Source organism: Methanospirillum sp., assembly GCF_028679455.1.
GTDB lineage: Archaea > Halobacteriota > Methanomicrobia > Methanomicrobiales > Methanospirillaceae > Methanospirillum.
Genome location: NZ_JAJRBM010000393.1, coordinates 1 through 15,686 on the forward strand (window position 1 = coordinate 1; position 15,686 = coordinate 15,686).

Below are 15,686 nucleotides of genomic sequence, written 5' to 3' on the forward strand. Positions count from 1 at the left end.
CCGGACGAAGTTTCGGGATGGTTTTTGATACAACCCGCGAGGAAGATGCACGTGAATCCGGTACTTTTGATGAGAAGAAGAAGTATGAACCGGTGATCATCTGCGCAGGAAAGCAGCAGATCCTGCTCGGCCTTGATGAGGCACTTGTCGGTAAGGAACCTGGGTATGAGGACACGGTTGAGATTCCACCCGAGAAGGCCTTTGGAGAGCGTGAGCAGGAACTGATGCGCTCTTTTGAAAAGAAAGCTTTCAAAGAAAAGGTTGCGGTTGGCATGCGGGTCAATATCCCTAACGTCGGGGAGGGTACTGTTGTCAAGATGATCGGAAACCGCGTGCTGGTAGACTTTAATCATCCACTTGCTGGTCAGACGCTTTCATACTCCTTCAGAATTGAGGAATTTGTTGAGGATCCGAGCGAACAGGTGAAGGGTCTTGTCAGTATCTTCTCCGGTGTCGACACCGAAGTAAGCATTGAAAACGGAGTGGCAAAGATCAACCTGCCTGCCGGAATCTACTCATACAGCAGGCGTTTTGCAAGCAGTAAGCCGTACATTACCATCTCGATCTTTGATCTGATCAACGGAATTGAAGAGCTTCAATACATCGAGAAATATCCAAAGCCGGAAAAAAAGGCTGAAGAAGGATCGGCATAAACCGTCCCTGAAGATATTACTCTTTTTTCACTACCGTTGCCTTCTGGATGACAATGTCTTCCTTGGGGCGGTCGTTGCGTCCAACCTTTGTTTTTCCAATCGCATCAACAACATCCATGCCGCTTACGACTTTTCCGAACACCGGGTGGTTCTTGTCAAGGTAATTGTTGTTGACCAGGTTGATGAAGAACTGACTTCCTCCGGTGTTTGGTCCTGCATTCGCCATTGAAATAGTTCCCCGGTCGTTACGGTTATCTGCCGTGAACTCGTCCCTGATCGTGTAACCCGGGCCACCGGTTCCGGTTCCCTGTGGACATCCTCCCTGGATCATGAATTTTTCAATGACCCGGTGGAAGATGATCCCGTCATAGAAGCCTTCTGAGACCAGTTTCACGAAGTTACCCGTAGTGATTGGACGGTTTTCAAAAAGTTCTATCAGGATATCTCCCTTGTTTGTTGACAACTGGACCCTGGTAGGTTCTGCCATATATATTTGTTACACGTGGTGGATGATAGGTTCTCTGATCTTATTACTTCCGTTTGAGCGATTAGGTGAAAGATATAATAATATTTATATTATGTGAAGAATATGATCTTCTATATATCGCGTTCAGATTGTACCCGGTGAGATTATCTGATCCTGAAAAGTCAGGTGTGGGATCAGAGAGAAAAACGGGCATGATATGGGCTAACAGATGTGGGGAGTGTTTGATGGGTATGAAATTTAACCTATTATTCGCATTTACATGCGTAATGGCAATATTCGCAATTACTGGTGTCTGCACTGCTGGAGATGTGGATGCTCAGGCACCTGGTGATCTGAATTACAGTATTACTGTTGCAAAAACAAATTTTAGTGTTGCTGATGCACCGTATCTCAACACTTTTACTGCAGTAAAGGGTTCTCCATCTCCGTATCTTGCAGATAATTTTACATGGAAGGTACACAATCGCCAACTGGATAAATATGTGTTTGATAATACAACCAGTGGCACACAGATGTCAGATACCTATACCTTCACTGATCCGGGAATCTATGCGGTAAGTCTGATAGCCTATAATGCAACTGTGGGAAGCCAGTCACCTAAAGAGGTAATAGTAACCGCATATGACAACATATCCGGGAACTTTACCTGGGGACCTACGGGGACAGATTATCAGGTGAATTTTACTTATTTCCCTGATTCTGGAAGTCCTCTTCCAAACTCCTATGAATGGAAGTATGATAATGCCTTACCGAATGCATCCCCAACCTCGTCCCGTACTGTATTTTATACCTTTCCAGCAGCCGGTAATTATGTTTCAACAGTAACTGCCCGAAATACTACTGTCTCATTTATATCAGAAAATAGTTCACAACAGGTGGTGACTGTGAAAGCTCCGCCTGTTGCTGATTTTTGGATCACTGATAACTATACGCAGGCTCCAATTCCATTTACTGCAACAATCCACAATAATTCAACCAATGCAACCGCATATAAGTGGAACTTTGGTGATGGAAATACTAGTACTGATATAGATCCTGCATCCGATATACCGAAACTTTATTCCAAACCTGGGATTTTTACAATTGAACTTAATGCAACCTCTGACTGGGGATGGAACACTACGAACCGGACCCTTATCGCGTATCAGAATATTTCTGCAAATTATACATATACCACCGAATCATGCCCGGTCTTCCCGATAGACATGACATTCCGTGACAATTCCAGTGGAGGCACAGCGGATAAATGGTTCTGGGATTTCGGTGATAATGTAACATCATGGAATGAAACTAACACAACGACGCATCAGTTCCACAACCCACAAGATTACAATGTCACCATGCGGGCATACAATAAGACTTTCAATATATTTAATCAGACCAATCAGACAGTAAGCGTTACTGGCCTTTTTGCGAATTTTACTGCTAATCCATGGCAAAAAACAATCAGCAGAGGACAGAATACAACGGTACTATTCAACTCTACTACTGTTGGTAACAATTCAAAAACTCAGTATACCTGGGATTTTGGTAACGGGTTGAAGAGCATGTATCCTCAAACTAGCAGTGTTTATTCGAGGAACGGCACCTATAATGTGACGTTAACCGTCGACAATAATAACATTGCAGGCTGCAGCGTATCAAACTCCACCACCCGGCAGGTGCAGATATTTGAACACCTTACTGCAGATTTCGATTATACTCCAAAGTATGGATCATATCCGCTGACGGTTCAGTTTAATGATCTCTCTGAAGATACTCCGAACCGTTGGCAGTGGGATTTCTTTGAAAAAGACGGAGTAACCATCAATACGACCATTCTGGATGTCAGGTCACCGACTCATGTGTACATGGAACCGGGTGATTACAAAGTTGTCCTTACTACCACGAATGCAAATGGTGACACGGGTGGACCGACTGATAAAATAATTACCCTTACCAACGGCATTTTTGCTGACTTTACCGCTAATGTCACCCGTGGTTCTTACCCGCTGACAGTTCAGTTCACTGACAACTCCTCTCCGGTTGGGACAGTGAACACATGGGCCTGGAACTTCGGAGACGGTCAGAGCAATGTAACTGTCCAGAATCCTGTCCGTAAATTCACTCAGGGTGGGAATTACACGGTAACACTGACTGTCGGAAACTCATCTGCCGGTTCAACCGATACCAAACAGAAAAGTCAGTATATTCTGGTAGGCTCTCCGCTCTACGCCAATTTCACTCCGAATGGAACTGAAGTAGTTCCGGTAAACACCTCAATGCTTGTGAAGTTCACTGACCTTTCAGCTCCACAGTCTGATATCACCAGCTGGAACTGGAACTTTGATGATCTCCTTCCCAATGATACTAACAAGAGTCCATATCATCAGTTCACTTCAGAAGGCTGGCACACGGTCACTCTGAATGTGAGCAATCTGTGTTATGGAACTTCAAGCGTTATGCGATCCAGGATCAACGTAAGTGTTCAGAAATCGCCGGAAGCAAGTTTCACTTTTACTCCTGAAGTAGTGGATCGCTTTAAAAACGTTTCCTTTACCAGCACCGCATCTCCTGAAGTTAACAAGTGGGATTGGGATTTCGGAGATGGGAGTTATTCAACTGATCCAAACCCCAGTCATCAGTATGAGTATGCTGGTATGTATACCGTTACACTGACGGCAACCAACCCCTATGGGAATGGTTCAGTCTCTCACATCGTCAGAGTTAAAGGTCCGGTTGATGCAGAGTTTGTAACTGATCCCTCAGGATATTGGGGGGTTATTAATCAACCGATTACATTTGTGGATACCTCGAAAGGTCAGCCAATCCACTGGACCTGGAACTTTGGTGATGGAAATTCAACAACCACCGATTCATCGTCCATTCCACATACCTACACCTCACCACAATGGATCACGGTCAATATGACCGGTACCAACTGGGATGGTCAATCTGACTCTGCTTCACATCAGATTCAGATCGAAGACAAATCCCGCCCACGAGATGTGAACTTTGGCGCAATCGGTATGAAATATGCCGGTACTCATCCACTTACCGTGCAGTTTGAGGATTACACTCCGACTCAGTCAAATGTGACCTCGTGGTTATGGGAGTTTGGTGACGGAAGCAACTCTTTCAATACGACTCCGTCAGCTCCTAAACACAAATATAATGATCCTGGTGAATACTCGGTCACCCTAACGGTTCGCAATGAGATGGGCGTCAATGAGAAGACCCGGGTTGCATACGTAACGGTAGTATAATTTTCAGGTCATCAGTTCTCTTTTTTTGCGCCTACTTCTTTTTTTCGAAGATTCTGCAAATAATTACCGATGATTTTATGCTCGTCTTAATGCTGTTTCAAAATCATCTACTGGTATTGATAATCTTTTAATCATCAAAATATTCGCTTATACTTGGGTATTTCAACATCTATATATATAATGAGAAATATAACCCTGATTAACTCCTCTTGCGAGTTGCATCCATCAAAGGCATGCGTCATGGGGGTTTCCTTCATTCATGAATGAGTTACAGGGGAAGTGTAAAGCAATGAGATATAAAACTGCATATCCGGTTATCATTGGAATGCTGATTCTGGCATTTCTGATATCAGGAAGTATGGCGGAGCCACAACAGAAAGGGGTAGTCTTTGTCAACTCTGATCCAGACGGGGCAGAGATTTACCTTACGAATCTATCGGTTTCGTCAGAGGCTAATTTAACAGTGTCTGATACAGAGGGTCTCACTCCACGGGAATTCTTTGTAAATCCCGGAACATACCGACTGGTTCTGAAGAAGTTCGGGTATACTACCTGGTGGCCCAACAACTCAATCGCAGTTACCCCGGGATCCTATACTCCTGTCAATATATCCCTGACAAAAATAAATCCGGTCTTTGGTGCGATACATCTTGACACCAACCCGTCTGATGCAGATTTGATACTGAACCGGGTGATCAATGAGACCGCCCTGCCGAATATTACCAGTCAGATCTTTAGTAAAACTCCTGCATCGGTAGAGTCTCTGCCGCCAGGTACTTATTTCTATAATATTACCCGGCCAGGATATTATCCAAAAGATGGTTTTACAAATGTGACAGAAGGTGATGTCACAGATCTCAGGCTCACGCTGGATCCAATTCCAGAGACTGCGCCGGTAACCTTCAGAAGTGAGCCAACCAGTGCTGATGTCTTTATCTGGAAACTGAAGGATCTCCCTGCCTCAGCAGAAGAGGATAAGTCTATTGCAGAGATTGAAAGTTCACTTGAAGGATTTACCGGTACCTACGAGGAAGCAACTGCCAAGGTAAGCGGTGCAATAGCTGGTCAGATCGTTCTCCCTGATCAGATGAAATTCACCAACGGGGCTATCGGAAATACTACTGCACAGCAACAGTTATACCCCGGACGATATCTGTATCTCTTCTTTAAGGACCGTTATTATCCGAAGATTGGCAAACATACAGTCACTGCCAATACGCCGAGCACGGTGGAAGCCCGTCTGCGGCCAATGGAAAACTATGTGCAGGTTTACTTTGAGACAAATGTCGATGACGACAGTCGTCCCGATCTTAATATTCCTAAAGGGGCAGTCATCTCATATGAAGGAAGACCACTGGAAAACCGAACTCCCGGATGGGTCAGCCTTCCCTCCCATAAGATCGTTAATGTAACCTTTGATCGTATGCCACTGAATCTCCCGACCACGGTGACGGTTGACACCACGCTCTTTGAGGGACGTCCGTCCAAGTGGGGACAGGTGATCAATCTCGAACGTGCAACCTACTATATCAGGACGGAGCATGATGATTTCTGTTCATTTGAACCTGATGGTAATATTCCGGTGGTAGCTGGTGCAAATATAAATTTCAATCTTAGCGGTGAACAACCGGCATATCTCGCTCATATTTTGAGTATCGACCGGAGTAACGAGGGAAAAGGAATCGAGAATCGGACCTATGATGAAAAGGAGGTAGTCTATCAACATAATGCTACCCTTGGAAATGCCACCCTGACCCTTTCGTCAAAAATTATACAGATCGCGGTAACTGCGACTGCAGGAAAGGGAGGTACGGTCAATCTCAATGGAACCAGGTACTATGATTATGGAACTCAAAGTGATCCCTACAACTTTACTCCTAACGAGTATTACCAGGTCAAAAAGTTGTATCAGGACGGTGTAGAGGTTCCGTATGCTCCATCGTTTAACATACCTGGCAATCTGATGACCCGTGATCATGTGTTATACTGTACTTTCAGTCCCACACGTGTCTGGGTGATTCCGAATGCATCAGAGGGAGGTGCGATTGTACCCTCTGAACCATACTCGGTGAATACCGGGTCTAATGTTGACCTAGCCATGATTCCGGATACCGGTTACTATCTCAAAAAATTTACACCGGTTTTCGAGAACGATGATGATCCTTATATGGCCTCTGAAGCGGCCAGTACCAATTTCAGTTACTCTAATCTTCAGTCCAACCTGACCCTGAACGCATACTTTGACAAGGCATCCTATGAGGTTACTGCGGCAGCAGATCCCGCTGATGCAGGAACCATTACTCCCTCTGGTGTTATCTCCGCAAGTCATGGACAGGTCCTGGATTTCACCTCAAAAGCCTATGCCGGGTTCAAACTGGCTGATATCACTGATAATGGTGTTTCACAGGGTCCTGTAACTCCTTATACCATCAGTGTTACCGGTAACCACGAGATTATTGCACATTTTCAGACTGACGTCCTGACCATCGCGGCGGTTGCTGGTCAGGGCGGTAAAATCGAGCCCAATGGCACGGTCAATGTTACCTACGGGGACGACCAGTGCTTTAACATCACCGCATTAAACAACTACTTCATCTCCAGTGTGGAGGTTGATGGTTCTGACCTGGGTAACAAAACCAGTCCCTTCAGTTACTGTTTCCCAAACGTAACTGAAAATCACTCGATCAATGCAAGTTTCAAACAGAATGCCTACACCATCACCCCTTCAGCTGGTGAAGGTGGAAGCATCTCACCCGCAACACCACAAACGGTGACTGTCGGCGGCTCAGCAACCTTTACGGTCACCGCGAATTCCTGTTATAACATCTCTGATATATTAATAGACGGAACAAGCCTTGGACCACAAATCAGTCCGTACACGAAAACCTTTGAGAATGTAACCTCTGATCACACGATTACTGCTGCATTCAAGATCAAGACCTATACTATTCTGGTCAATCAGTCAAACGGTGGAACGATTACTCCTGCCGGAACCAAAGGTAAGGTTCAGGTCAACTGTGGTTCATCACAGAGTTTCAATATAACTCCTGATGCAGGAAATGCTCTTTATGATGTGATCGTCGACAACTCCTCGGTAGGGCCGAAAAACCCATACACATTCCCCAACGTTACATCTAACCATACCATTGAACCGATCTTTGTCATCCCGCCAGAACCAGACTTTGGCGCCGACCGGGTGCGGGTTCCACCCAGGTATCCGGTAACCTTCAAGGATTATACCACTAACAACCCGACTCAGTGGTACTGGGACTTTGGTGACGGTCAGGTAACCGATGTCCGTGAACCTGTACATTCCTACGCAGAGACAGGCAATTACACGGTAAAACTGACTGCCTTCAATGCAGCAGCTCCAAAAGGCGTAACTGTCGAGAAGAAGGACTATATCAGTGTGACCAAGGATCCAATTGCCTGTATGATGGCAAAGCCACTTGGCGGAACTGTTCCCCCCGGTCTTACCGTAAACTTTACTGACTGTTCGCTGAACACTGAAGAAGTATCCTGGGGCTGGGTCTTTGGTGACAGTACAGCAGGTTCAATCTCTAAAAACATTACTCACACCTACACAGCACCGGGTGTCTACCAGGTTACTCACCAGGTTGACAAACCATATGTGGCAAAAGATTATGCCTACGAAACCATCACGGTTCTGCAGGAACCAGTAGCTGATTTCATTGCTCACCCGAGATCCGGCAAGTTACCGTTGAGTGTACAGTTTGAGGATAAGTCACAGGGATTCCCAACCCAATGGTTCTGGAACTTTGGAGACAATACTGCGTCATACGATCAAAACCCGTTACACGTGTACTCCACTGCTGGTAATTACACGGTAACCCTGAAGGTCTTCAGCGACGAAGGAACCTCAGATCGGGTAAAACAGGGATACATTACGGTAACTCCTCCAATCAATGATTGGGATGGGGTTATATCAAATCCCTGATTTTTTACCGTAAAGAAAAAATGGTCTGATGATTTTGTCAGATCGATTATGTCTGTTCTTTTTTCAGGTTCGCAATACGGTCTCTTAACATAATGGCCTCTTCAAAGTTGAGAAGTTGTGCCGCTTTCTTCATCTGTGTTTCCAGATCAATAATCATCGCCGGAATTGATGACTTCGGTATTGGCTTTCCTTCTGTTACTTCGATCTCCTGCTCTTGCACCGGTTTTCTGATCGTCTGAGGGGTTATTCCGTGTTCTTTGTTGTATTCTATCTGAAGATTACGCCTACGGTTTGTCTCCTCAAGGGCTACCTGCATGGAACCGGTAACAGTTTCTGCGTATAACACAACGTGTGCATCAGCATTACGAGCTGCACGGCCGATAATCTGGATCAGGCTTCTGGCATCACGGAGAAATCCTTCTTTATCTGCATCAAGTATCCCGATAAACCCGACCTCAGGGATGTCAAGACCTTCACGAAGAAGGTTGATTCCAACAAGAACATCAAAGGTACCGAGCCTGAGTTCTCTGATGATCTCGGTACGTTCCAACGTCTCGATATCTGAATGAAGATACCGGGTTTTGATGCCTTTCATCTCCAGGTACTCAGTGAGTTCTTCAGCCAGCCGCTTGGTAAGCGTAGTGAGCAGTACCCGGTCTCCTTTCTCAATGGTTCTCTGTATCTCTCCCCTGATATCCTCCATCTGCCCTTCAATCGGCCGTACTTCTACCTCCGGATCAATAAGGCCGGTTGGCCTGATGATCTGCTCGACGATCTGTTGTGAGTGTTCTCTTTCGAACTCAGCAGGTGTTGCCGATACAAAAATCACGTGCTTTAGATATCGTTCAAACTCATGGAACCTGAGTGGACGGTTATCAAACGCTGATGGCAATCTGAATCCATAATCCACGAGTGGTATTTTCCTTGACCGATCACCGTTAAACATCCCCCGAACCTGTGGAACAGTCTGATGACTTTCATCGATGAAGAAGAGAAAGTCTTTTGGAAAGTAATCCATGAGACAGTATGGTTTCTCACCTTCTGCTCTGCCGTCAAAATGCCGCGAATAGTTCTCGATCCCTTTGCAGGATCCGGTCTCCCTGATCATATCTAGATCATACCTGGTCCGCTGCTCAAGTCGGTGGGCTTCAAGCATTCCTAAATAGGGGAGACGTTGAGCAAGTTCCTCTTCTATCGATTGTATTGCTGCTTCCTTCTGTTCTTCGGGGATGATATAATGACTTGCGGGATACACATAGATGTGCCTGAGTTTTTCTATCGGTTCACCGGTGGTCCTGTTGATCTCAGTAATCCGGTCTACCTCATCGCCGAAGAGTTCGATCCTGATGATATTGTTATAATAACTAGGGACCAGATCAATGATCTCCCCTTTTACCCTGAACCGACCTGGGATCAGTTCGATGTCATTACGTTCATAGAGATTGTCAACCAGACGGGAGATGATCTCTTTACGTCCTGTCTTTTGACCGATCCCAAGATCAAATCCCATGTTTTTGTAGGTATCCGGCCTCCCGAGACCGTAGATACAGGAGACTGATGAGATCACAATCACGTCGCTACGACTGAGGAGCGATGCAGTTGTCGAGAGCCGCATCATCTCTATCTTCGGATTTATCTGGGCATCTTTCTCGATATACTGATCCTTTTTTGCAATATAGGATTCAGGCTGGTAGTAATCATAATATGAAACGAAATATTCTACCCGGTTGTGTGGGAAAAATTCTTTGAATTCATGGTACAACTGTGCCGCCAGTGTTTTGTTGTGGGCTAGTACCAGGGTTGGCATATTCAGTTCTGCGATCACGTTTGCCATCGTGAAGGTCTTTCCTGATCCGGTGACTCCGAGCAAGGTCTGTGCCGGGTATCCATTGTTGTACCCCTCTACGAGTTCACTGATAGCCTTCGGTTGTGAACCACAGGGCCGGTAGTCTGAAACGATCTGAAAATCAGTCATGATAATATCTTTTTTCGTCTGATCTGACGCTGATAGGTGATGGCAAACCGGTGTGCCTCATCCCGAATCTCCTGGACTAACATCGATGCAGGACTTTTCTTTGGCAGTGGAAGTGGCAGCGTCCTGCCGGTGGTATAGATCTCTTCTTCCCGCTTGGCAATTGATATGAGAGGTACTGATACCTGAAGTTTTTCAAGTTCTGCATGAGCCGCATGTAACTGGCCCAGTCCCCCGTCAATGATGATCAGGTCCGGAAGCGGCTGCTCTTCTGTTAGCAGTCTGCTGTACCGGCGCTTTACCACTTCCGCAATCGAGGAGAAGTCATCGATTCCCTCCACAGTTTTAATCCTGAACCTCCGGTAGTTCCGCTTGTCTGGTTTCCCATCCTTGAAACTAACCATGGATCCTACCGTCCCGGTTCCGGACAGGTGTGAAATATCAAAGCATTCGATCACTTCCGGCGGCCCTGCAAGATGCAGGGCTTCACCAAGTTCGATGAGCCTCATTTTGCCTGAGAAAAATGATGCTTCAATATTTTTCATCACGAGATCGAGCAGATGCTTTTTTGCTCCTTGTATTGGTATCGTGAGCGTAACCCGGGTTCCTCTGAGATCAGAGAGGTAATCCTCAACTGAAGAATCCGGCATGACCGGCAGAATCAGTTCATTCGGTGGTTTTACTGAAGCATAATATTGAACGATAAATTCTTCAAGAAACTCTTCAGTCTCTGGAAACACGAACTCTTCCTTGCTGGTTAATGTCCCCCTTTCTATGGTGAAAAGTATCAGGTATACAGTGCCTGAACTTACCTGATAGTGAATGATATGCTCATTCGCCTGCTTCTGCCGCTGAACATACTGCCGCTGTGAAAGATGTTCTATCGCTGTTATCTGGTCCCTTATTGAAAGAGCCCGTTCGAACTCCTGGCAGTCAGCATACCGGGCCATCTCATCTTTCAAGGTGGTTATGAGATCCTGATTTCTTCCTTTCAGGACCATATCTGCACTTCGTACCTGATACTGGTACTCGGGTTCTGATACTTTCCCCTGACATGGAGCTGAACAGGTTCCCAGATGTGAACGGAGGCATGCACGCCGTGTCATCTTCCGACAGGTACGAAGATGAAAAGTTTGTTTGATAAACGAGAGAACCTGATCGCGTTCAGCAGCTGATACAAAGGGGCCATACAGTGTCCCTTCCTTTTTTCCTCCCCGGTATCGGGCGATGCCTATTCTTGGGTAGGGATCATTGCTGATCCTGATGAACGCATAACTTTTGGCATCTTTCAGATCGATATTATATTTTGGTTGATGACGTTTGATCAGGGTATTTTCAAGGATAAGTGCCTCAACCTCTGAACCTGTGATAATAAAATCGAGATCAACAGCCTCACTGACCATCAGGTTTGTCTTTGCGTTGTGATCTGTCTTCTGGAAATAACTGGAAACCCGTTTTTTCAGATTTTTCGCTTTGCCGATATAGATGATCGTCTCTTCGACATCTTTGAAGAGATAACAACCAGGGTCTTGGGGAACGGTTGAAAGATCGATCATATCTTCACATCTCTATGGAGTATTCAACTGGATCAACTATTATCCGGAAATATTAGAATCGTTTCATAATCTGACTGAAAAAAGGGTTACTTGTTTCTCTTTAATCTTGGTTCCTTTTTCCTGGTCTTACCTTGTGATGGTGGTTCTATGGCTGGTAGCAATTTTTTCAGAAACATACCGGTATGACTCCGGGGTTCCCTGGCTATCTCTTCTGGTGTCCCGATTGCGATGATCTCCCCCCCGGCATCCCCTCCTTCTGGCCCGAGATCGATGATGTGATCTGCTGATTTGATGACATCCAGGTTGTGTTCAATGACGAGCACCGTATTTCCTTTTTCAACCAGCCCGTCAAGAACGGTTATCAATTTCCTGACATCATGGAAATGCAGTCCGGTAGTCGGTTCATCGAGTAGGTACACGGTCTTCCCGGTTGCCCGCTTGGAGAGTTCACGGGTTAGTTTGATTCGCTGGGCTTCTCCACCTGAAAGAGTGGTTGCACTCTGGCCAAGTTTAATGTATCCGAGCCCGACATCGAGGAGTGTCTGCAGTTTGTTACTGATCTTTGGGATATTTCCAAAGACCTCCATTGCTTCCTCAACAGTCATGGCCAGGGCATCTGCAATTGATTTTCCCTTGTATTTGACTTCAAGGGTCTCATGGTTATACCTGGTACCTTTACACTCCTCACATTCGATATAAACGTCGGGCAGGAAGTTCATCTCTATTTTGATCAATCCGTCTCCCTGACAGGCCTCACATCTCCCGCCTTTTACGTTGAATGAGAACCTTCCGGATTTGTAACCCCTGATTTTTGCCTCCTTCATCTCTGCATAGAGTGTCCGGATCTCATCAAAGACCTTGGTGTAGGTAGCCGGATTTGACCGGGGAGTCCTGCCGATTGGTGACTGATCGATGACGATCACTTTGTCTACCTCCTCATCAAAGATGAGTTCATCGTGCGCACCGATTTCATGACGTGATTTGTATACCGCTTTTTGTAGTGCCGGATACAGGGTGTCATAGATAAGAGTGGATTTACCTGATCCTGATACCCCGGTGATCAGAGTCAGGGTTCCCATAGGTATCCTGGCAGATATTCCTTTTAGATTATTGGCCCGACATCCGGTGATTGTGATGAATCTCGTGCTGGTTCTGCGTCTCTGCGGAACTTCGATCTTCATCCTGCCTGAAAGATACGCACCGGTGAGGGAATTCTGGTTAAATTCGATCTCTGCAGGAGTTCCTTCGGCGACGACCGCTCCACCATGTAAGCCCGCACCAGGTCCCATGTCAATCACCCAGTCTGCTGCCCTGATGGTATCCTCATCATGCTCAACCACGATCAGGGTATTCCCGAGATCGCGAAGATGACGGAGAGTCTCGATCAACCGGTTGTTATCACGCTGATGCAGTCCGATTGATGGTTCATCCAGCACATAGAGGACTCCCATTAAATTTGCACCGATCTGGGTGGCGAGCCTGATTCGCTGCGCTTCTCCTCCGGAAAGGCTCCCTGCTGAACGTGAAAGGGTTAAGTATCCAAGTCCGACCCGTTGGAGAAAGAGCAGTCGTGACTGGATCTCTTTTAACACCTGGTGAGCAATTTCCCGTTCTTTGTCTGTAAGCGGGAGCGTTTCAATGAAGGTGTAACAATCAGTGATCGAGAGGTTGGTTACGTCAACAATTGAATGACCAGCAATTCTGACTGCAAGAGTAGTTTCCTTCAGCCGCTTTCCATGACATACCGGACATTCGGTGATCTGCATAAACTTTTCGAGTTCACGCTTGCGATACTCGGACTGGGTCTGTTTGTAGAGCCTGTCAGCCTGGGGAACCAGTCCTTCCCAGGTTCCCGTATGGGACCAGGATCCCTGTCCCTGCTTGTAACTCATGTGGAACTTGATCTGCTCTGGTGATCCGAACATGAGCACATGATATTGTTCAGGGGTCAGTTCTCTGATGGGTGTATAGATGGTGAACCCGAAATGTTCAGCAACTGCTCCGACAAGCTGGGAACGATACCCGTCCAGAAAATTCCGGTAGGTGGCGATTGCACCTTCTGCAATGGATCTCTCTTTGTCAGGAATGATCAGTTCTGAATCAAAGTCCATCTTGAACCCAAGCCCCTTACATTCAGGACAGGCACCAAAAGGACTGTTGAACGAGAACATCCGAGGCTGAAGTTCTTCAAACGTCATCCCGCAGATTGGGCATGCCATCTTTGCCGAATAGAGGTGATCAGTACCGTCCTCTCCTACCGCTATTACGAGTCCGTCAGACCTGGCTGAAGCCTGTTCACACGCTTCGACGATCCGTGAGTGATCTGATGTATCAATCCGGTCAAGCACGAGATCGATATTATGCATCTTGTACCGCTCAAGGCTGATCTCATCTTCGGTACGATAGATCTCACCGTTCACCCTGACCCTTGCAAAGCCTTCCTTGTTCAGATCTTTGAAGAGTTGCTGGTAGGTACCTTTCTTCTTCCTGACCAGGGGCGCCAGAATTGTGATCATCCCTGTAATATCTTCCTCAATCTTCTCAGCGATCTTTTCAGGAGACTGGGCAATGATGGGGAGATTATGCTCCGGACAATAGGCGATGCCGATGCGTGCATACAGGAGTCGGAGATAATCGTATATCTCAGTGACAGTTCCCACCGTTGACCGTGGGTTTTTGTTGGTTGATTTCTGTTCAATGGAGATTGCAGGTGAAAGACCCTCGATGCTGTCAACATCAGGCTTGTTCATCAGCCCGAGAAACTGTCTGGCATATGAGGAGAGAGACTCCATATACCTGCGCTGTCCTTCAGCATAGATCGTATCAAATGCAAGGGTTGATTTCCCTGAACCTGAAAGACCGGTGATGACAACCAATTCATCACGGGGAATGGAGATGGTGATATTTTTGAGATTATGTTCCCGTGCTCCTTTGATGAGAAGCCGTCCACCGGTAATTCCCGGTACCTCTTTATGTCCAGTCTCTCGTTCTGGTGAATTAATAGATCTCCCTCCGGCCGGGTTGTATTGTCATGGTATTTCTGTAGTAATGAGAAGACGGCAGATATCCAAGATTTTCACCTGAATGTCTTCCGTCAATAGTTGCAATCATCTGCCTACTATGGTCTGTATAGCGGGATTATACTTTTTGAGCGCTCAAAATTATTGATTAATCCCGATTTTTCAGCGCTTATTTCGGCATTTGGTTTTCAAAAAGGATAGAGGCTGATTCATGGTGGTATTTCTGGTGTGTCTAGTGATCGGGAACAGGAACCTAATAATCATCTCCTGATAATATGTACATCAATCCGGTTTCAGGGTGGGTTAATTGGGATTAGATGATTCGTTTCATGAAGGGCTGAAAGCCTATCGGGAAGGGAACTATCAGGAAGCAGTAGGGTTGCTGAATAAATCCGTTACTGCAAATGAGAAGAACCACAAAGCATGGAATGCTCTCGGTGTCACCTATGCAAAAATGGGACAGGTTGAGGACGCTCTAACCTGTTATGAAAATGCACTTAAATATGATCCCGGAAACCTGTCATATGAGCAGAACCGTGATCAGATTGTAAAAACAGCGTACAAACAAATACCCGTCTCCAAGTCTGCCCCCCCGGCTGAACTTAATTTAAACTATGGCAGATTCCTCATTCCTGCGGTTATACTGCTGTTCATAGTTATTTGTGTTATCTATGTCGTATTCACCCCTTCATTCCTTGGGGGAACGCCTACTTCATCCACCGGGTCCACCACCCCGGTACAGATGAATACATCTACTGAGAACCTCACCCTTTCAGATTCATCAGAAAGGGTGAG

8 protein-coding genes are annotated in these 15,686 nt (G+C 46.1%); 4 read left to right on the forward strand and 4 right to left on the reverse strand.

Going from position 1 to position 15,686, the window contains the following annotated elements; all coding sequences use genetic code 11:
• Positions 1 to 653: peptidylprolyl isomerase (locus LUQ50_RS13315; protein WP_367279016.1), on the forward strand; the 653-nt coding region annotated here is incomplete at its 5' end.
• 16 nt (positions 654 to 669) lie between these two features.
• Here the strand turns inward: LUQ50_RS13315 and LUQ50_RS13320 are convergent.
• Positions 670 to 1,140, reverse strand: coding sequence for a peptidylprolyl isomerase (locus LUQ50_RS13320; protein ID WP_300040455.1), 471 nt, complete (start codon positions 1,138 to 1,140; stop codon positions 670 to 672).
• Between the two features lie 230 nt (positions 1,141 to 1,370).
• Here LUQ50_RS13320 and LUQ50_RS13325 point away from each other — a divergent pair, with 230 nt between their 5' ends.
• Positions 1,371 to 4,385, forward strand: a complete 3,015-nt coding sequence (locus LUQ50_RS13325) for a PKD domain-containing protein (protein WP_300040457.1) — start codon at positions 1,371 to 1,373, stop codon at positions 4,383 to 4,385.
• A 259-nt stretch (positions 4,386 to 4,644) separates the two neighbouring features.
• Positions 4,645 to 8,343, forward strand: a complete 3,699-nt coding sequence (locus LUQ50_RS13330; RefSeq protein ID WP_300040459.1) for a PKD domain-containing protein — start codon at positions 4,645 to 4,647, stop codon at positions 8,341 to 8,343.
• Positions 8,344 to 8,389: 46 nt separating this feature from the next.
• Here the strand turns inward: LUQ50_RS13330 and uvrB are convergent, their stop codons facing one another.
• From uvrB to uvrA, 3 genes are all read right to left on the reverse strand, one after another.
• The gene (uvrB, locus tag LUQ50_RS13335; protein ID WP_300040461.1) at positions 8,390 to 10,318 is read right to left on the reverse strand and encodes an excinuclease ABC subunit UvrB; all 1,929 of its coding nucleotides are present in this window, start codon (positions 10,316 to 10,318) and stop codon (positions 8,390 to 8,392) included.
• A complete protein-coding gene (uvrC, locus tag LUQ50_RS13340; protein ID WP_300040463.1) occupies positions 10,315 to 11,871 on the reverse strand; it encodes an excinuclease ABC subunit UvrC in 1,557 nt (518 codons plus the stop codon). The genes uvrB and uvrC overlap by 4 nt, the downstream gene beginning before the upstream one ends.
• Before the next feature lie 86 nt (positions 11,872 to 11,957).
• Positions 11,958 to 14,828, reverse strand: coding sequence for an excinuclease ABC subunit UvrA (gene uvrA / locus LUQ50_RS13345; protein WP_300040469.1), 2,871 nt, complete (start codon positions 14,826 to 14,828; stop codon positions 11,958 to 11,960).
• Positions 14,829 to 15,198: 370 nt separating this feature from the next.
• Here uvrA and LUQ50_RS13350 point away from each other — a divergent pair.
• Positions 15,199 to 15,686, forward strand: a 488-nt coding sequence (locus LUQ50_RS13350) for a tetratricopeptide repeat protein (RefSeq protein WP_300040465.1), incomplete at its 3' end; no start/stop codon positions are given.